The sequence below is a fragment of the Okeania sp. SIO2C2 genome (genome assembly GCF_010692625.1).
Lineage (GTDB): Bacteria > Cyanobacteriota > Cyanobacteriia > Cyanobacteriales > Microcoleaceae > Okeania > Okeania hirsuta.
The window spans coordinates 106,256-127,620 of sequence record NZ_JAAHGM010000011.1; the positions used below are offsets into that span (position 1 = coordinate 106,256).

Annotated in this window: 11 protein-coding genes and 1 pseudogene; 3 read left to right on the forward strand and 9 right to left on the reverse strand. The window is 38.4% G+C overall.

All coding sequences use genetic code 11. The annotated features are described in order from the left end of the window. The first annotated feature begins 854 nt into the window (after positions 1 to 854). Complete coding sequence (locus F6K18_RS11275; protein WP_287520882.1) at positions 855 to 3,014, forward strand: EF-hand domain-containing protein; 2,160 nt, start codon at positions 855 to 857, stop codon at positions 3,012 to 3,014. A 139-nt stretch (positions 3,015 to 3,153) separates the two neighbouring features. Here the strand turns inward: F6K18_RS11275 and F6K18_RS11280 are convergent, their stop codons facing one another. Further along, positions 3,154 to 5,631 (reverse strand): ATP-dependent Clp protease ATP-binding subunit, encoded by a 2,478-nt coding sequence (locus F6K18_RS11280; protein ID WP_287520883.1) that lies wholly within the window; start codon positions 5,629 to 5,631, stop codon positions 3,154 to 3,156. A 597-nt stretch (positions 5,632 to 6,228) separates the two neighbouring features. On the opposite strand from F6K18_RS11280, the pseudogene F6K18_RS11285 reads away from it, so the two are divergent. Continuing rightward, positions 6,229 to 6,455 (forward strand): annotated as a pseudogene (locus F6K18_RS11285) (DUF2887 domain-containing protein); the annotation flags it as partial. Here the strand turns inward: F6K18_RS11285 and F6K18_RS11290 are convergent. From F6K18_RS11290 to bchH, 5 genes are all read right to left on the reverse strand, one after another. Continuing rightward, positions 6,452 to 6,856 carry a tetratricopeptide repeat protein gene (locus F6K18_RS11290; RefSeq protein WP_353735056.1) on the reverse strand — a complete coding sequence of 135 codons (405 nt, stop codon included), beginning with the start codon at positions 6,854 to 6,856 and terminating at the stop codon, positions 6,452 to 6,454. The pseudogene F6K18_RS11285 and the gene F6K18_RS11290 sit on opposite strands and share 4 nt — an antisense overlap. 259 nt (positions 6,857 to 7,115) lie before the next feature. Further along, on the reverse strand, positions 7,116 to 9,326 hold the full coding sequence (locus F6K18_RS11295) for a peptidase domain-containing ABC transporter (RefSeq protein WP_287520884.1): 2,211 nt from the start codon (positions 9,324 to 9,326) through the stop codon (positions 7,116 to 7,118). Positions 9,327 to 9,757: 431 nt separating this feature from the next. Next, the gene (locus F6K18_RS11300; RefSeq protein WP_124146625.1) at positions 9,758 to 9,994 is read right to left on the reverse strand and encodes a hypothetical protein; all 237 of its coding nucleotides are present in this window, start codon (positions 9,992 to 9,994) and stop codon (positions 9,758 to 9,760) included. A 487-nt stretch (positions 9,995 to 10,481) separates the two neighbouring features. Further along, on the reverse strand, positions 10,482 to 11,120 hold the full coding sequence (locus tag F6K18_RS11305) for a transposase (protein WP_338043236.1): 639 nt from the start codon (positions 11,118 to 11,120) through the stop codon (positions 10,482 to 10,484). Between the two features lie 91 nt (positions 11,121 to 11,211). Then, positions 11,212 to 15,588: a magnesium chelatase subunit H gene (bchH, locus tag F6K18_RS11310; RefSeq protein ID WP_287520885.1), complete on the reverse strand. Its 4,377-nt coding sequence runs from the start codon at positions 15,586 to 15,588 to the stop codon at positions 11,212 to 11,214. A gap of 147 nt (positions 15,589 to 15,735) precedes the next feature. On the opposite strand from bchH, the gene F6K18_RS11315 reads away from it, so the two are divergent. After that, positions 15,736 to 16,083, forward strand: a complete 348-nt coding sequence (locus F6K18_RS11315) for a hypothetical protein (protein WP_287520887.1) — start codon at positions 15,736 to 15,738, stop codon at positions 16,081 to 16,083. A 1,537-nt stretch (positions 16,084 to 17,620) separates the two neighbouring features. Here the strand turns inward: F6K18_RS11315 and F6K18_RS11320 are convergent. From F6K18_RS11320 to F6K18_RS11330, 3 genes are all read right to left on the reverse strand, one after another. Further along, complete coding sequence (locus tag F6K18_RS11320) at positions 17,621 to 19,063, reverse strand: group II intron maturase-specific domain-containing protein (RefSeq protein ID WP_287520888.1); 1,443 nt, start codon at positions 19,061 to 19,063, stop codon at positions 17,621 to 17,623. 914 nt (positions 19,064 to 19,977) lie between these two features. Next, positions 19,978 to 20,184 (reverse strand): hypothetical protein, encoded by a 207-nt coding sequence (locus F6K18_RS11325; protein ID WP_287520889.1) that lies wholly within the window; start codon positions 20,182 to 20,184, stop codon positions 19,978 to 19,980. After that, a complete protein-coding gene (locus tag F6K18_RS11330) occupies positions 20,165 to 20,425 on the reverse strand; it encodes a hypothetical protein (protein ID WP_124147250.1) in 261 nt (86 codons plus the stop codon). The genes F6K18_RS11325 and F6K18_RS11330 overlap by 20 nt, the downstream gene beginning before the upstream one ends. Positions 20,426 to 21,365: the final 940 nt, after the last annotated feature.

Below are 21,365 nucleotides of genomic sequence, written 5' to 3' on the forward strand. Positions count from 1 at the left end.
TTACTAAGGAATGAGGATTTATTAACTTCCAAATTTCCTGCACAGAAGCATTTGAGTACCATACTCCTAGCCAAAAACTGTGGATCTTATTTAATTCTCATTTCTAAGGCAATAAAACTTTGTATCTAACTAACTCTGAAACTCCTGTAAGTAATATTTTTAGAATAACTTTGTAGTCTTTAGTCTGTAAGGTAGGATTGCTCAATTCCAACCAATTAAATATTGATCTTAGATAATTTGGATACAACTTCCATGGGAGTTTAGTAGTATCTATAAAAAATAGTTAAGTGCTAGAGAGTACAAACTTCTGGGAAAAATCATTACTAGCTAAAGCTTTCGGCGCTCTCAAGGTGACAAACCATATTATAGAAAGTTTATTTGCTGCAAGCCTTTTTCAGTAACACTTTCAGCCTTGAGATTACAGTACTTTGCGCGGATGGTGAGGTATACTTGAAGACTAATCTCTCTTCTCTATTTACTAAGGTAATAAAACTTTGTATCTCTACTAACTCCGAAACTGCTGTAAGTAATATTTTTAGGTATAGCGCTGTGCGCAGGGAACAGGCAACAGGGAACAGGGAACAGGGGGAATAAATTGCCGTTTGCGCAAGCATTCCGTAGGAATCATATAAGACTTCTAGCTCTTTTGCCCCTACTACAATTTGTAAATATACCAGCGCTCATTGCTATAGTTGTGTAGAAGTAGTGATTTGTGCATTTTTACTCCTTACTGTGAAAGGATTTTACTTATAAATATCACTACATCTACAGGACTACCTATTTTTAGAAGAACTTTGTACTCTTCAGTTAACTGCTAAAACTCAAAAAAATATCTCGAGAAAAAAAAATTAGCGATGATAAGTAACATTTCTGAAATCAAAATTCATCGAGTACGAATGGCAGTTGCCTTGGGTTGGTGTGTACTAATTTTTTCACTATTCTACGATCCAATATCCACTCAGCTAACAGAAGCTTCCAATGTATTAAGTCCGTTCAAAATCAATCCAGAAAACTGTGTCCTACTACAAGGAAAATGTATTGAAGAGATACCCTATGCGATGGGAGCTCCTCTTTTTTGGGGTCTGATCGTGCCCTGTGGTGTGCTGATTTTATTTGTGTTCGGACACGAATTTTGGCGACGAATTTGTCCTCTCTCCTTTATTTCGCAAATTCCTCGTGCATTAGGATGGGAACGTAAACGCAAGCGCGTCAGTGGAACAGGGAAAGTGCGCAAGGAATTGGTCAAAGTTGCCAAAAATTCATGGCTAGCTCAGAATCATCTTTGCCTACAATTTGGTCTTTTATATGTAGGAGTCTGTGCTCGTATTGTGTTTGTCAACTCTAATCGTTTGGCATTAGGCTTGTTTCTAACCTTTACCATTATCTCAGCACTAACGGTTGGTTTTCTCTATGGAGGTAAGAGTTGGTGTCAGTATATTTGCCCAATGGCTCCCGTACAAAAGATTTATGGACAACCAAGAGGACTGTTCAACAGTACGGCTCACAAAGGCGATCGCAAACCCGTTACCCAATCTATGTGTCGTACAGTAACTCAAGAGGGTAAAGAATTGAGTGCTTGTGTTGCCTGTACAACCAAGTGTATTGATATAGATGCTGAATCTGCCTATTGGGATGAGATCGAGAGCTATAAGCAGCAATGGCTCTACTATGGCTATATTGGCCTTACAGTTGGGTATTTTGTTTATTACTATCTTTATGCTGGGAACTGGGATTATCTTATATCGGGAGTCTGGTCTCATGAAGAAAGTCAACTGGCAGATATACTCAAACCTGGGTATTATTTATTAGGTGAGCCTATAGACTTTCCTAAATTACTAGCAGTACCCGTCACTATTGGTCTATTTATCTTTGGTGCTATAGGTATTGGTTGTGCCTTGGAAGATCTTTATAAAGCCTATCATAAGCGCCATCACAAACATACTGACTCCCGAGTCATTCGACATCAAATGTTTACGTTGTGTACGTTTTTCATTTTTAATTTTTTCTTTATTTTTTCAGCGCGCGGTTATGTTAAGATGTTACCATCACCTCTGCCTAGTCTTTTCCCGGTTTTTATAATGGTATCTAGTAGTTTGTGGCTTTATAGAACTTGGCGGCGCACTCCAAGTCGTTATCAACGGGAAAGTCTTGCCACTCGATTGCAAAAGCAGCTCAAAAAGCTGAATTTAGATACTGCGAAGTTTTTGGATGGACGATCTATTGACGATCTTAATGCGGATGAAGTCTATGTTCTTGCTAAAGTTCTGCCTGATTTTTCCCAAGAAAAACGTCTGCAAACTTATAAAGCGATGCTGCGAGATGCCATTGATGAGGGTTATGTATACCCTGCTAATACTCTGGAAAACTTCAAGCAAATGCGGCAAGAACTGGGTATTTCTGATAAAGATCACGATACCATCTTAGTGGAACTAGGCCAAGAATATCCCGAGCTATTCGATCCTCGTAAGCCGCACAATAGAGAAAACTCTCTGCGGTTGGAGAGCTATCGAGAAACTCTTCTGGAAATTATCTTACATTCTGGGAAAACTCACCCAGATCGAAACTGGGTTGCTAACTTGATGAAAGCATTCTCTGAGGAAACATCCAATGAAGTGTTAGAAGACCTTTTGAAGAATTTATCCCCAGAAGATCGCAACCTAGTTCAAGAACTTCGCCAAGAATATAGCATTACTAAAGATGACGAAGCAGATGCTCTTAAACACACTGACTCCTATCAGTTGTGGAAGACGATCGCTGAAAGTCTTGGTTTCGTAGAACACATTATTTCTGTAGAAGAAGAGCAACTCTACAGAGTTTTCCAATATATTGATACAGATAGGTCAGGATATATAAGTTTAGATGAGTTACAAACTTATATTCGTAGTATCGATACCCATATTAATGATGTTCAAATTGAGAATATGATGAAAACTGCAGACACAAGTGGTGATGATCTAATCAGTTACGAGGAGTTTCAAGCAGTCTTTAAATCCTTGAAATCTCAGACAATCTGAGACAAATAGTATCTAATTGTGTAAATCAATTTCCGAAACTGCTGTAAAATTATGTCAATAAAAATGTTGGGTTATGCTAATGCTTAACCCAACTCCTTGTTCTCAGAAATTATACGTTGATCGGAACCTTATCTTGAGATTAATTATTGCTGTAAGCAAATTCTGGAAGTTGCTCTTTAGCAGCTCCAGCAGATGTAACTTTTACCTCTCCATTTTCATCTAAATCTACATAAACATTTTCACCATTCTGAATTTGACCAGCTAATAATGCTTCTGCCAAAGCATCCTCTAACAAATGCATAATTGCGCGACGCAGTGGTCTGGCACCATAACTAGGATCGAATCCATCCTTAATCAAGCGCTCTTTAAAGCTGTCACTGAGTGTCAGAGTCATATTTCGTTCGCCCAAACGACTGAATACTTCCCGCAGCATAATTTCTGCAATTTCTTTCACCTCATCCTTATTCAACTGACGGAAGACAATAATTTCATCCAGTCGGTTGAGAAATTCTGGGCGGAAATACTGCTTGAGTTCCTCATTGACTAAATTGCGGATACGGTTATATTGAGCTTCTTCTTTATCCTCAGCAAACTCAAAACCTAAACCACCGCCACCTTTCTCAATGACCTTAGAACCAATATTAGAAGTCATAATGATTAAGGTATTTTTAAAGCTGACTACCCGTCCTTTAGCATCAGTGAGACGACCATCCTCCAAGACTTGCAACAAGATATTAAATACATCTGGATGAGCTTTTTCAATCTCATCAAACAATATGACAGTGTAGGGGCGACGGCGTACTGCTTCAGTAAGTTGGCCACCTTCGTCATAACCAACAAATCCTGGAGGTGAACCAATTAGTTTAGAAACTGTATGACGTTCCATGTATTCTGACATATCTAGTCGAATCATTGCTTCCTCAGAACCGAAGAAATAAGCAGCTAAGGCTTTTGTCAGTTCGGTCTTACCAACACCAGTTGGACCAGAGAAGATAAAACTAGCAATGGGTCGGTTGGGGTTCTTCAGACCAACACGGGCACGACGCAAAGCACGAGATACTGCTTTAACTGCATCTTCTTGACCAATGAGACGTTGGTGCAGAGTGTCTTCCATGTGTAGTAGTTTCTCAGATTCAGATTCTGTCAACTTACTCACAGGTACTCCAGTCCAAGATGCCACGATATGAGCAATATCGTCTTCTGTCACCACAGGGGTAACCTTCGTTTTTTCCTCTTGTCTATCGGTATCGCTCTGTTCAATTTGTGCTTGAATTTCCAGTTCGCGGTCGCGCAATTGACTAGCTTGCTCAAAGTCTTGTGCGCGAATAGCTTCTTCTTTATCCTTTGTCACTTGTGAGATTTCTCGCCTCATATCCTTCAACTGTGGTGAAAGCATTGAGTTTTTGACTCTAACACGAGACCCTGCTTCGTCTATCAAATCAATTGCTTTGTCTGGTAAGAAGCGATCGCTAATATATTGGTCTGATAGTTTAGCTGCTGCGGTCAAAGCTTCATCAGAAATTATCAACTTGTGGTGTTGTTCGTAAGCAGAACGTACCCCATAAAGAATTTCAATTGTTTCCTCCACAGTAGGTTCGCCCACTTTCACAGGTTGGAAACGACGTTCGAGAGCAGCATCCCGTTCAATATGCTTGCGATATTCATCCAGAGTAGTTGCCCCAATACATTGTACCTCGCCTCTGGCCAAAGCAGGTTTGAGAATATTAGCAGCATCCATACTACCTTCTATGGCACCAGCACCCACAACAGTATGAATTTCATCAATTACTAGGATAATATTGCCATTAGAGCGGACTTCATCCATAATCTTTTTCAGTCGTTCCTCAAATTCTCCTCGGAACCTGGTACCAGCAATTAAGGAACCGATATTTAGACTCACCACCTGTTTATTTTGTAGAAGATCCGGAACATCTTGGTTAACGATACGTTGAGCTAATCCCTCAGCGATCGCTGTTTTTCCGACCCCTGGTTCGCCAAGAAGGACAGGATTATTTTTTGTCCTCCGGCCCAAAATTTGAATCATCCGTTCAATTTCTTTTTCCCGGCCCACGACTGGGTCGATTTTACCCTCTGCTGCTAATTTCGTCAGGTCTGTACCAAATTCTTCTAGAGTTACAGCTTTCTTATTTCCAGAATTAGAGCTTCCAGGAGAAACTGCAGCAACTTCTCCAAGGGAGCGAATTATCTGAGTCCGAATTTTGCTTCTATCAATTCCCAAATTGTCCAATACTTTAGCAGCGACTCCTCCAGAATCTTGCAGCAATGCTAGTAGCAAATGTTCTGTACCGATATAGTTATGGTCTAGTTTTCTTGCTTCTTCTAAAGATACTTCCAACATCCGTTTTACCCTGGGAGTAAAAGGAATTTCTGCCGGAGTAAAGCCAGACCCACGGCCAATTATTTGTTCTACTTCGTTCCGAGCATCTTTGAGATTTACATCATATTCTTTGAGAACTTTAGCCGCAATACCTGTACCTTCACTAATCAAACCCAGGAGGATTTGCTCTGTACCCACAAAGTTATGTCCAAGGCGACGAGCTTCTTCCTGGGCCAACATGATCACTTTGATTGATTGTTCTGTAAAGCGTTCAAACATGGTTACTTTTCCTTACATATTATAGTTACAGGGGATATGTCCCTCCTGTAGTTTAATTGTTACCTAGTTTTAAACCACAATTAGGCCATAAATAGAAACTAATGTAAATTTTTGTTTACTGTAACTAATTTAGCGTCGTAAAAGTAGGAGTGCCTAGTGAGGAGAGCCGTAACCGAAAATTAACTGAGGATGAAGAGGCCAAAAGTAGCTAGTCTTTTTTTGAAATATTTTCTTAATAGTACCACTTGGGAAAAAAGTTGACACACATTGACATAATATCTGGCGTTCAGGTATGCAGGTATAGAGATTCTCCTGAAACTAGGATTCTTGGTTCACAGAAAAATTGTATTCTTTGAAATCTCGTATAATATTATCCTTTTCTCAAGCCGTTATAGGGACATTCCATGGAATCTCCCTACATTTTTATCTACAGGACTTATGCAAAAGACGAATTTTTTATTTTTTAAGATTAATTAAACTACATAATAATCATTGATTATTTACTGGAAAAATTCAACTATTTAATTTGCACAAATACTGAAAATTTTTAGCAATTTAAAGTTCTGTTAATTTATAATTAGACTAACAAAAAAAAACCTGAAAACAGACAGCATTTCCTATCAACTATTTCTGATATTTCCGCCGATTTTTTTTAATTAATTGGTATTTCTGAACCGGAAGCCAACAATTATGAATTTACTTCCCGTGAAGTCAAACAATTAGCATTTCGTTTGGATGGATTATTTCTACCAACTGATAGTAATTCTGACCAGCCATTCTATTTAGTAGAAGTACAATTTCAACCAGATGATGAATTATATTATTGCTCAATTGATGGCTGAAGAGCAATGGCTTTTTTATAATAAATTTCAGCTTCGGATAAATCACCCTTACTTTCAACAATTAAATTAGCCAAAGTAGAATATAAATTAGGATGAATATTAATATAATTTGACTCTTTTAACAGCACTATAGCCTCCTCAACTTTTCCTATTATAGAAAGCAAAAAAGTTGCAGATTGAGGATTGATTTTAATTGCATTTTCATATTGGATAACTGCCTCTTGCAATTTCTTTTGTGTGGCTAATATTTCTCCCAGATAGTAATAACTCCAAGCAAAATTTGGATTTAATTCTATTGACTGTTTATATTTTTTAAAAGCATCGTCTAATTTACCAGATCGCCACAGTATTTTAGCCTGTGTAAAAGACGTAGTAGTTACCATAATTATTTAACTTACTGATGTTTCCCAGATGAATTTTCAAATTCCACTGTAACATTTTGACACCAGGAATAAGAAATTTGCCAACTTATAATTAATCAGGCGATCTGAGGATGAGGCGATCGCTCTCGATCAACCTTTAGTGCTTCACAGAATGAATCAAATTACTATTTCTCCTTACGCAATAGTCAATAAAATTCGAGATACTCAACTGAAACTTAACAAATAAATAGAATTAGCAAACTTATTACCACTCGATAATTTAAGGATTCAAAAAATCTAAATGATTCCCATGTTTTGCCCGTAAAGAAGCGGTAGAACCTTGCAACTCTAACTTACCATTATTCAATAAAACAATCCATTCAGCCCGACTAATTACCTTTGGTCTATGACTAATAAAAATTGTTGTTTTACCCCGTCGATGCAACAATAAATTCTCCAAAACTTCCGCCTCACTCACAGGATCTAAACCAGAAGTTGATTCATCCAAAATTAATACAGCAGGCTCATTAACCATAGCTCTTGCTATTGCCAAACGTTGTCTTTGTCCGCCAGAAATATTTGCTCCAAATTCTCCTAAAACTGTTTGATATTTATCAGGTAAACGACTAATAAATTCATCCGCACCAGAAATTTGACAAGCTTTAACGATTTGTTCAAAAGTTACTCCAGGCACTGCTAGTTGAAAATTTTCAATAATCGAACGACTCCAAAAATGAGCATCTTGAGGAACTAATACTACCTGTTTTCTAAAAGAATCTATATCTAAATCTTGCAGATTATAAATCCCAACCTGAATATTACCAGACTGCACCGGATACAAACCAGCAATTAATTTTGCCAAGGTACTTTTACCACAACCAGATTCACCAATTAAAGCGATAGATTTACCACCAGGGAATTTCACCGAAAAATTTTCTAATAAATCAATTCTACCAGCGTAGTGAAAACTAATATTGGAACAAATAATATCGGCTTTAGGACTAATTTTTGCATCGGGTTTTTGATAATTTTTATCTACTTCTGGTGGATAATCAATTACTTCAGAAAGTCGTTTCGTAGCAGTCTGAACTCTGGTCAATTCATCCATCAATCCTACCAAAGTAGTAACCAAAGTTGAGACATATTGATTCATAGTAATAAAAGCCAATAACTGACCAATACTTAATTGTTCGGCGATAACTAAATTACTGCCAAACCACAAGAGAAAAATATTAGCAATATTACTAACTAAACCCGAAAAAGTATCATTCACAATCCCAATTTGAGTAGTTCTAAAACTCAAGTTAGCTAACTTACCAAACCTGCCTTGAAATTCCTCCCAAAATTGAGGAGAGCTAGAGGTAGTTTTCAGAGTCATTGCTCCCTTGAAAGTCTCTACTAAAACACCCTGATTTTCTGCCTCTAAAGCAAATAAACTTCTGGTTTTTTGCTGCAATATCGGCAATAAAGCAATAGTTGATAAAGTCATAATTACCGCCATAAAAACAGCAACTATACTCAGGGAAAAACTGTAAATACACATCACAGTCAAAGAAACCAAAGCAATAAAAAATTGACTGGGCAAACTGACAATTACTTGAGAAACCAACTGATTAATTTCTTTAATATCCGTCAATCTACTAACAATTTCACCGCTGCGTCGCGTCTCATAATACTTCAATGGCAAACTCAAAATTTTTCGCCCAAATTCCATCACCAACCCTAATTCCAAACGTTGGGCAAAATGAGCAATCATATTAGATTGAACTAATTCCAAACAACTGCTAAAAACATTCATCACAATTACAGCAATTACCACACTGGTAAGTAACTGAAAATCGCCCCGAACTAGCACATCATCAGTGAGAATTTGTACCAAAAAAGGAGAAGCAATAGAAAGCAAACCCAAGACAATATTCAACAGAAAAACTTGAATAATAATTTGCCGATAATACCAAACTCGTCTGAGCCATCTGCTAATATTACTGACTTTTTCATCAGCTTCAGAAAAAAAACGTTTTGGGTCAGGTTCTACTAATAAACAAACCCAATCTCCCCAGGCTTCAGCTAATTCTTTTTTTGATAAAAAACGAACTCCAAGAGCAGGGTCAGCAATGATATATTTATCTCCTTGTTTTCCATACAAAACCACCCAATGATAGCCTTGCCAATGGATAATTGCTGGTAAAGGGGCACTTTCAATTTGGTCTAAAATTCCTGGATTTGCTTTGACAGACCTAGCATTAAAACCAATAGTATCTGCACCTTGTTTTAAACCTAATAATGTAGTTCCTTGTTGATTAGTACCGATAGTTTCTCTAATACGATTTATTGTTAAATTACGACCATGATATTTAGCAATAGAAGCCAAACAAGCTGCCCCACAATCTTCTTCACTTTGCTGTAGAATTAACGGATATTTATTAACATTATTTATTTCGCGATCGCTAGATGCTTTTGGTAATATTGGTACTGGTACTATATCTAACATAATAATTTGAATTTTTAAATTAAAAATAACGTAAGCATTCAGCGGTCAGCTATTAGCTATCAGCTTTATTAGTTTTAAGGGAGCAAAAAGTAATTGAGAGACTTCAAATAATTAAAAGTATGGGTAAAAGTCCATTAGTCAACCTTAATAGTCTATCAAACCACATAGTTCATTAAAAAGCTGTTTGCGTAGCATTCCGCAGGAAATGCTTACAAAATAACTATACTGATGATTTATTTCACCCCAAATAACTACTTCTGTTGACTAGGGAGTAAATCAGAAAAAAACACCCATAAAATTATGGATGCCTCATTTAATTAAATATCAATCTAAAGTTATAATTTCACCATTACTGAATAATTAATAATTAAATAATTCTGGTTGGTAATTATCAATTATCAATTATCCATTATCAATTAATGAAATAGCTTTTAGTAGCAGCCACGACCACGATATCCACCATAACCATAGCCATAGCTACTACGACGGTAACCATAGCTTACAGAGCGACTGTATCCATATCCATCATTGTAGTAGCGAGGGCGACCGTAGCCATAATATACAGAGCGACCGCGACCGTAACCATCACAACCACAACCACCATTAATAGTAGCAGATTCTTCAGTGGAAATATCGGAAAATAGTTCGTTGTTTTGAGTGTCTTGCATGATTTTTTTTCTCAGAGTTAATTAGATCGACAAGCTAGTATAAATTTATGTTCATTTATTTAACTATCTTGTGATGTATAGTCTATTCTTCTTGAAGTGAAATGCAGCTTCAGGATACTTTTTTAATTTCTGTATATTAGTTTTTGTTGGACTACAGTTTGTTTGCTATTGTAGGTGAGAAAATAATCCTAAAATTAAAATAAATAAAATTTTGTAAATTTTCTGGATAACAATGTTGGAATCAATAAATTCAATTACTAAGCCATAGAAGTAGGTTGGGTTGAGGAACGTTAGCGGAGCTTATCCGTTAGGATAAACCCAACATAATGTGTTTTTGTAGGATTTCACTTTTTTGTACTCAACCTACTTGTTATCTTATTATCTTGATTTTTGTAGGATTTCACTCCGTTCTACCTAACCTACTTGCTTGTTATCTTATTATCTTGGTTTTTGTTGGGTTGCGCTGCCGCTTAACCCAACCTACAATTTATTCTCTACCAATATTGCTGTCAAAAGTAAGTCTTTCTGAAGAACCCCACATTTTGTCATAAATTCCCGCTTTTACATAACGATGAAAACTAGAATATTCCCAATTTTTCGGAGCAGTTACTAATCCATGATGTACTGGATTATAATGAATATATTCTATATGATTAGCAAAATCTAAATATCCTTGAATTTGATGCTCCCAAAACCTGCGTTGCCAAACAGCTTTTTCTCCTTTATATTGTCGAGATGTTGAAATTTTTCCCTGATATTGAGAATGGTATTGACGACTAAAATAACTTTTAATTAACCGCCAACGAATCGAAAAATTTGCATCATTTTTAGGTAATGTCCAAAGAGAATGAATATGGTCTGGCAAGATGACAATAGCATCTATTTTAAATGGATGTTTTTGCATAACATATCGAAAAGCTTTTCGTAGTAAATCTATATTTTCAGGTTCGCACAAAATTTTCTGGCGGTTGTATGTCACTACTGTGAAAAAATAAGTTGCCCCTGGTGTTTTTGCCCGACGATATTCCATAAAGTTTTGTAGTTTTGTAGGTTGGGTTGAGGTCACGAAACCCAACATTATCTTGGTTTGTGTTGGGTTTATCTTACGGATAAGCTCCGTTAACATTTCATTCTACCCAACCTACTTCTTATTTTATAACCTATTATGTTGGGTTGATACTGCGGATAAGCTCCGCTAACACTCCGTTCTACCCAACCTACTTGTTACTACTCACACCTTCAATTTCCTCATCCGCTACATCATATAACTCCCTCAATTTCTGCAACTTCTCGTCATCTGTTTGCCAAAAACCGCGTCCGTTCGCCTCCAACATCCGCCCAATAATATTCCGAAACGCTTCCGGGTTTGCTTCCCGCAACTTCTGCGCCATCTCTGCATCCAAAGCATAAGTTTCGGCAGCACCGTCATAAACCCAACTATCTACAAAATTAGCGGTACCACCCCAACCTATCAACGCTGTCATCCGTTGGGAAATTTCGTAAGCTCCTCCACTACCTTGATTTGCCATTGCTTCTGCCCATTTTGGATTCAATAATTTTGTACGATATTCCATCCGCAACAAATCTTCCAATTTTCGGGGGGTGGTATCCTTGGAGAAACTTTCGACAAAACTCGCACTTACTTTTTTACCCCGTTGTTTCTCTGCTGCCAATTTCAAGCCACCAGTATTAGCATAATATTCCTGAATATCTGTCAAACCATACTCCACCGAGTCAATTTCCTGCACGATGCGATCGCAACCTTTCAACAACTCCTGCAAAATTTCTGGTCGTGCTTGACCTTTATCCTGACGACCGTAACTAAAGACATTTCGCCCTTGCCAAGTATCGCCCAATTCATCTGCTGACTCCCAGTTACCATCCACAACCCGGTCATTGACCAAGGAACCAAAATCACCAGCGGGATTGGAAAATAACCGTGCCGAAACATTTTCTATACCTTGCGCTTGTAATGCTAAAGCGTGTTTGCGGATAAAATTTTGTTCTACGGGTTCCTCTGCAGTTGCTGCTCGTTGGAATAGATCGTCTAATAATTCAATAATATTGACAAAACTATCTCGGAAAATTCCCGATAAATTTCCTAAAATATCGATGCGGGGATGACCGACTTCAGCTAAACTTTTTAATTCATAACGAACGATACGACCCGTACCTTCTTTTACTGGTTCAGCACCTACTAATTCTAATAAAATTCCGATTGATTCACCGCGAGTTTTAATAGCATCTAAACCCCATAACATTACTGCCACAGTTTCGGGATAATTATCATTTTCTTCCAGATGTTGAGTAATAATTTTCCGAGCAATTTCTCGCCCTCTTTCATAAGCAGCAGGAGAAGGCATTCGATAGGGATCTAAAGCATGAATATTGCGTCCAGTTGGCAAAACTCCCGGACCATCTCGCAATAAATCTCCTCCTGGAGCAGCCGGAATATATTCTCCATTTAATCCACGCAAAAGATTAGTCAATTCATCAGTATTTTGCATCAACAAATCCCGAATATTTTCAGCATCCTTCTTAACACCATCATCCGTATATCCGTGCCCAAAATCCGTGTCTTGCTTATCGGTTAATCCACGCAAAATATTAGTCAATTCATCAGTATTTTGCCTTAACAAATCCCGAATATTTGCAGCATCCTTCTTAACACCATCATCCGTATATCCGTGCCCAAAATCCGTGTCTTGCTTATCGGTTAATCCACGCAAAATATTAGTCAATTTATCAGAATTTTGCATCAACAAATTCCGAACATTTCCCACACTTTCTTTAACCTCATCATCCGTATATCCGTGCCCAAAATCCGTGTCTAGCTCTCCAAAATAAGCTTCCAAATAAGATTTTAATTCCTCCTGATTCGGCACTTCTCCCAAAGTATGCAAACCAGAAGAAAATAATCTTTGTTCTACAACCTGCAAATATTCGTAAATTTCCACAAAATAGGGATTAACCACATCTGCACTAAACATCCGCGCATTTTCCGCCGTAAATTCAATCCCTAATTTTTTGCCATACTTAAACGGACAATCTGAGTTTAAACCAGTGTCAAAAATCTTCTTAAAAATCGATTCCCGCAACCCCGAATTTTTCTGGGGGTCTTCCCGATATTCAGAAATTAACTCTCGCAAACTTACCAATTCTTTATACAAACCTGCCCGACTATAAGGCGGAATATTATGAGAAATTAAAACTCCATAACCACGGCGTTTTGCCAACATAGATTCTGAAGGATTATTAGCAGCATATATATATAGATGTGGCATATTTCCTAACAGAATATCTGACCAAGAATAGCCAGTATTTCCCAAAGGCGAACCGGGTAACCATTCCACAGTTCCGTGCATTCCAAAGTGAACGACTGCATCAGCTTGAAATTCATTTTGTAGCCATTTATAAAAAGCTGCATATTGGGGATGGGGGGTTAAATCTCGTTCAAACATTAAGCGCATGGGGTCGCCAGAAATTCCGAGGGGTGGTTGTACTCCTAGCCAAACATTTCCTAATTTAATTCCGCCAATATGGAAATTTTCACCATCGGTTTTTATGCCTGTGCGGGTGAGATTTCCCCATTGTTTTTCCATGCGAGTTGTTGATAGATAGCCTAACCATTTTTCGAGAATTTTGATATTTACTTGAGAAGGATGCGAGGATGAAAAATCGGAGGATGAAGGACGCGAGCAAGATGCTCGCACTGGTTCTGAATTATGGAGGGAGGAAGAGGAAGAATAAATTTCGTCTGCTTCTTTAATTTGACGAATAAGTTGTTCCCCATCTTCTGGAATTTCCCCAACATTGTAACCTTCCTCTTTCAGAGCGTGGAGAAATTTGAGGAGCGATCGCGGCACGTTTAATAAAGCTGCTGTACCTGTGGCACCATAACCGGGAGGAAAACCATAGAGAATAACAGCTATTTTTCTTTCTGCAGGGGGTGTCTGACGCAGTTTTATCCAATTTTTGACTCTACCCGTGAGACGTTTCACTCTTTCGGGAATTAAATAAATATCTTCTCCCACTAAACCACCCAGGGGAACGGGGTCGATCGCTCCATCTAATTCTGGCAGCGCATATAAAACCACACTTTGTAAACCTCCCACACCTTGGCGCGTCCAAGAATGGATATCTTGAATAAGTAGGGGTGCTGCCACAAAATAAGGAACATTTTTCGCAGTGAGGATGCGTTGGGAAACTTCCACCTGTCGCCCTGCTTCCATAGAACCCGCAGGACCTCCCACCAAGGGAAAACCAATAGTTGAAACGACTGCATCGACTTCTACTGCTTCGGGAGATAAGGAAAGTATTGGTTTAACAGAATCTAACTTTTGATTTTTGACTTTTGAGTTTTGAATTTCATCTAACTTTTGACTTTTGACTTTTGAGTTTTGAATTTCATGACTTTTGACTTTTGAGTTTTGAATTTCATGACTTTTGACTTTTGAATTTTGAATTTCATGACTTTTGACTTTTGAATTTTGACTTTCATCTAACTTTTGACTTTTGCCTTTTGAATTTTGACTTTCATGACTTTCAACTTTTGAGTTTTGAATTTCATCTAACTTTTGACTTTTGACTTTTGAATTTTGAATTTCATGACTTTTGACTTTTGAATTTTGAATTTCATGACTTTCAACTTTTGACTTTTGAATTTCATGACTTTTGACTTTTGAATTTTGAGTTTCATCTAACTTTTGACTTTTGCCTTTTGAATTTTGACTTTCAAAAGCGCTGGTCATCCAGTCTCTGACGGCGACATGACCTTCGACTCCGTTGATAAATACAGGTAGGGGTGTCAAACCTGCTTCTTCAAATTTGCGGATAAGTTGAGGAATGTATGGTTGTTTGGTAATGACGTGTTTGCGGTAGAGCAAAATACCAACAACTGGAGTCGGAGAAGTTTGTTTTTGTTGGCGATACCATTCCAGATATTTTTTGGGAGACTCAAAATAACCCTGGTAGTCTGGATGTAGCAAACCCATATTCGGAGTTTCCACTGGTGGCGGTATTTCCCCAACTTTTAAATCTAAATATTTTTCTGCCAACACCCAACACATGGCAGCCACATTTTCTGTACCACCTGCATTCCAATAACCGTAAATTATCAACCAGTTACGCAAGTCTTGCACTTTTTTCACTGGTACAAACTTTAATAGTTTCGGACCAGTTTTAAGGAAACTGATATAACCTGCGAGTTTGTCTTCCTCTTTGCCACTGGAAAATTTGCTGAGAATAAATTTGACTGGTTTTGGCATTCCTTTCGGTTGGTCGCCGATAATAAATTTTCCCAATTGTGTTAATCCCATCAATTCCAGTGCTGACTCAAAAACGAGACGGATAGGAATATGTTGTACTCTTTCGCGCAACCATAAAACTTGGTCGTAGTCAAAAAGGAGACTGCCGAAAAATACATCAGCATTTTCGAGAGCAGTAGCGACCGTTTCTGGTTGTTGGGAAAGGGCGCGATCGCTAAATACTTGGATATCTAAATCTGGACATTGGGAAGTTGCCAGTTGAGCTGCTTGACGGTATAAACCTGCGTTAAAAGATTCAAAACCAGCGATTAAGACAATGCGTTTCATGGCCTAATTTTAATAAAAGTTACTATACTATTAGGGTAACGAAAAAAGACTAATTATTGTCACCATGGTCTAGGATTGGTATATTATTGTTATAAGTGATGGTTTTTATCGACCTTTAACAACATTGTCAAGCGTACATATAAGATAATGATTACTATTAATTTAAAACCCGAAATTGAAGCTCAGATTAGAGAGAAAGCCAAATCACAAGACTTATCAATTGAAAAATATATTGAAAGTTTAATAGAAAAAGAAATTATTGATGTTCGAGGCGATCAGCAATCTAAAGTGTCTATTGACGAGTGGGAAAACAAATTATTCAAGTTCATTAATTCTCCTATTAATTCTCGTCTATCTCCTCTACCGGATGAAGCTATTAGTAGGGAAAATATTTATAGAACCCCTGAGCGTATCTTGATAAATACCAAGTTTTTTGATCTAGGAGTCAGGAGACAGGAGACAGGAGACAGGAGTTCATTAATGGATAATGGATAATTGATAATTGATAATTACCTCTGGTTAAAACCGCTACGGAATTGAATATAAGGAGATATTATTTCTTTAAAATAACTAAAAGTTGGCATCCCCGTCGGCGATCACTCTCAATTATTTCTATTTTTCAGTGATTAAATTCACTGGAGACAGAGGAACATTGCCAGATATGATTAGCGTAATTATTACACTAACTATTTTGCTTTTTGTCCAAAGTCCAATAAAAGGAAAAAGATTGAATAAAAGGAAAATTTTTTCTTTTTCTCCTTTAAAGGAGAGGTTTTATATAGAATTCGATTGAATAGTCGTCATTGCGACGATAGGAAGCAATCTCCGCGCACCCCTGAGATTGCTTCCTTCCACTCCGTTCCAGTCGCAATGACTTGGCTATAGCAATTATCCGGATTTTATATTAAACCTTAATCATTCGGTAAAGGTATCCCCCCAACCCCTCTTTGAAAGCTATCCCTTATAAGGAACTCCTCAGACACGGGGACACGGAGACGCGGAGACACGGGGACACGGAGAGCAGGGGAGAAGGGGAGCAGGGGAGAAGGGAGAAATAGTTAGAGCATCTAAATAAAAATACTTAACTTATCAAAATCAATGTACTTTTAAATACATTTTCTCTCTAGAAAAAGGCTTTTAAAGTATAAATCATAATTTGTCTCTTTTGTCAAGTTTTATGTTAAGAAAGATGTTTATAAAGCATAGCTTTGAAAGGGGGGAGAGGTAGGAGGTAGAAGGGAGAAAGTTTTTTTATCACTGATAATCTAGACATAAAATAAGCGATCGCTCCTCAACTAAGAAGGTAGGCGATCGCTATTCTTACTCATCCCTAATTATAGAAAAAATTAGGAATCAAATTAATCTACTCTTTCTAATTGCCAGAGAAGTTAAACTAAGCAATTCCATCACTAGAATTACTCGTCTCCAAAACCGGACGTGAGACTTTCACCTCATCCGGCTCCTCAGTGATTTGGCCCTAATCAAAATGAGCACCTCTACTACTATTCACTAGCAGTTTTCAGATCGTTGCAATCTCTATGCAGTTCAATAGCATCCAACACTTTCCCCTCCTTACCTTTTGAGTAGTACAACAGTTGAAGCAAAGGACGTGGACAGCTAAATAATCTAAAACTTACACCAGGTAAGATTTTTCCTTCTGTCTCCCCCCTTTCAAAGGGGATACCCTCTGCCTTCTGCTATACAACCACTCTATTTGTCCAAAGGTTGAAAGTCCTTTTGCCTACTCCATTGACATCCTCCCGAGGCTGACCTGCTCATGCAGCGCGGGATTCCCATCCATCATTCAAACAGACGCTCGCTGAACAAATGACTCAGGGCAGGTTGACACTTCACTGGAAAATGCTGGCTTTGCCAGTCTAACACTTCCTCCATGTCCGTTTAACTTCTCCGAGTGCCCCTCGGCGACTTGATTGAACAGTTACAGTAATCTTAACCTTGGTTTTTGGTTAAGCAATATTTGTATGTTATATGTTAACAGATTATCTGTAAAACCGCAACATTGATTGGACATTCATCCCGACCCTCCCCTACGGGAGAGCGCGGGTCTTGTGCCAACATTTTGATAAAACCAGTCTTTGTTAACATTCTCCTGTCTAACAATAGGAACTTCTGTGTATTTCAATAGCTTGACTCGACTGCCATCGCGATCGCTACACGAAAATTCCTTTCTGTTTTCCCCAGAATGCCAATATTTTTGAGAAACCCAGTCATTATTTTTCTTAGAATGTCTTCTTCTTGCCCAACGCCAGAGTTTTTGGTACACCAAATAGTCCAAATCCCTAAAAGCTTTCTTACTCACCACAGCCGAGTAATAGTTGACCCAATCCCGAATAATAGGATTAAGCCTTCTAATTAAAGCAACCTGTGGTGCAGACTTATGTCTATCTATAACCTCAGCGATTTGACGATAATGACTCTTCATACTCTGGTCACTTGGTTTGACCTCAGTTTTAAAACCAAGCTTACTTTGATTTTTGCCCACCTCATATTGTCTGATGTTGAACCCCAAGAAATCAAACCCTGGTTTTTCTCCACCATACCCATATAGAGTATGAACTATTCTTGTCCCACTTGGTTTTAACTCCAGCCCCATTTCAGACAACCACTCTCCAACCTTTACTAGGCATTTTTGAACCACATCTATATCTTTGTGAGCGATCGCCAAACTACTACCATAGCGAACCAAACCCAAGTATTCACTCCTATCCACCCTTGATATCTCATACCCGCTTTCCACAGATTGAAAATCAAAAATTTCAGCATACTCCTTGATTTGCTCCTCCATACCATGAAGAGCCACATTTGCCAGAAATGAAGAAATAACCCCACCCCTTGTCATCTGCTCCTCCGTTGGAAACAACCCTTCCCCATCCATCACACCTGCCTTTAACCAAGCTTTGATTTTTCGACGCAATGTAGGATAAGTACCTAGCCTTTCCAATAATAGTTGGTAGTTAATACCCTCAGAAGACTTAGCTATGTCAGCCTCAAGCACATACTTAGGCTCCAGCTTGACAAAACCAAAAATTGCTTCTACGGCATCTTGAGGCGATCGCCCCGGCATAAACCCATAACAACTAGGTTCAAAAATAGCCTCCCATTCTGGCTCCAAAACCATCTTGACAAGTATTTGTAGAGCGTAATCCTCAATAGTGCCTCTCCTAGACTTAACCTTGCCAGTTATGTCCAAAGTTTCAGCCAAAGCAAACAGCTTTTCCGAAGACAAAATTTTCTCACTCTGGTTATCTTGAATCACCCCACGCACCGCCAATAACTTAGCGTACCAGGACTTCAGCAAAGTTTTTTGGGGCTTACGAAATGCAACAAAATCACGACTCTCAGAGGCTCTGTAGATTCTTTCCTGTAACTTAAAGACCTGACGCTCAACCTTTAACCAGTTAATATCGCGCCATTCCTGCCATTCCACCGTAGTCTTCAAACTCGTATTGGACATTTCTATCACCTAATCAAACTCTACATTCTAAATCACCGTGTGTCCGTCAGCCTATCCCATTACATTAAATAAAGGCCTTTGCTTCTGACACAATCCTTCCCAATCAAACATCCGGTTAGCACCTACTTGATTCAGTTATCAGTTATCAGTTATCAGTTATCAGCAGTCAGTTATTGTACTCTAAAAAAGAGTTGTAGCACTTGCCATACACGCGTCTTAAATATAGTCACGGCAAGAATTTAACTTCTGAATTCAGAATTCTGAATTGTGAGTTCTAAATAGTGCTTGCTGATTAAATCTAAAAGCATTGACATATAAAGGTTTTAGCCTTTTTTTTACCTTGAAAAAGTACAAATTTTTCAGCTCTTTATGCTCAAAAAGGAACGTATTTTAGACAAGACTTGAGCAGAAAAATCAAGGGACAAAACTTAACTCCTACCTCCTATAAATTCCAATTTCTCCTGTCTCCTGTCTCCTAAACCTACTCAAAGACTTTTTCAGCAAACCCTAAATAACTATTCAAGAGTTTTTCATGGGTTACTTCGTTCCAAATGACCTTATTTATATACCTTTAGGATGATGCTTTACGCCGGGTTTACGGGAAGTGCTTATTAGCCGAACCAAATCTCGCTAACTCCCTATCCTCTGCCTTTTGGCTCCAGTGTCACAGCTTCTTTCACTGGTTGAAAATTACGACGCTTCAATTACATCTTCGCTCCTCGCTATCCAATGGGTATTGTGCTTGATGGAAACTCATTTAAGCTTAAAGCTTTACCACCTTTTTACCCCGCTTTACGGATTGATGGCTAGTCGCTACCGTAGGGGTAATGCTGTCAACCCTGCACCTGGGCGGAAGGAATCTCACCTCCAAGGTCATTTAGTTATAAGGCTTATGGCCTTACTCTACTCACGTCTTATAGCATTTGAAGCCAAGAGCGCGGACAGCTCAAGAATCTAAAACTTAGGCCAGGTAAGATTTTTCCTTCTGCCTCCCCCCTTTCAAAGGGGGGTAAGGGGGGATGCCTTCTGCCTTCTGCCTTCTGCCTTCTGCCTTCTGCCTTCTGCCTTCTGCCTTCTGCTATAACCTGATAGCCTTGACTTTTAGCAGAAACGAATCGCACTTTGGTTTCCTTCGCGACGTACTCTAGATACTACCCAGTTCCGCCAGACCCAATGGTCTCCACGACTGGTGACAGCACTGGCATTGATGTCCATTAAATCTGCTAACTCTGAGCTGGTGATTAGATAGCCTTTACTGGCCACTTCATCAGCTATGTGTAAGGTTTCTATTAAGTTGCGCAGTTGCCCAACTCTTTGCTCCCTGGGCATATTTTCGAGTAATTCGTTTGTTGTGTCATTCATGGTAATTATCAGATTATTTGGTCAGATACTACGGCTTACGATTCTATCGTTTTGTTTCCAATCTTGCTTAATTAGTTTTGAAGATTCTAGGTTAACTCTGGTTGAGAATTGCCGTTAGAGGTAAAAGATTGTTTTCTCTTCACAACTTTTTTTAAGCTTAAGACTGGTTTTAATATAGTACAAAGTTACGTCTATAAATAGGAGATGATTGTTTCTTGAAATTACACATATCATCTGAAGGCTGAATTTTTTTATTTCCCTACATCCTGTAGAACTTTCTTTTGCAGTTCACAAGTCCACATTTTGAATCTTTTTTCTTTTGTAGATATTCTTTATCAGTATTGAGACTATAAAGTCTTATTTTGGCCTGAGATTTGACAACTTAAACTTTTTTAATCCTTGAAGAAGTAGTGGGGGAGTAGGGGGAATTTTCTGAAAATCTTCCTTTCTTCAAACACCTCTCCTACCCTAACTAGGGTTTGCTGAAAAAAGCAAAGTGTGGGGGGGTCGGGAGTGTGGAAACTGTGGGGAGAGCGGGAAGAGGGGGAAAGTAGGAGTAATAATTGTTAGAGTGATTTTTCTGCCATACTCACCCCAAAATACTCACTTTTTGAGGGTAAGTGAATTGAAACAGGCACACTGCAATTCGATTATCAAAAGGCCAATACCTTTATTTACCAGTACTTTGAGATTTAATCAGCAAGCCCTAATTATATGTTGAGTAAAAAATCATGTACATAGGCGAGCTTACCCCATTTTCTTTATCTTATCATAATTTTTTCTGGTGTGCAACCTTAATTTCATCCTCCCGCCGTTTTTCTTTTAGTGCTTACCACAATGATAAAAAGAATAATTTGGTAGTCCTGCGGAGCGTAATGGTAAATGGGGTTGAACAACGGCGCTTCATGGGAGCAAGATACTCCCACTGCTTCTATTCTTG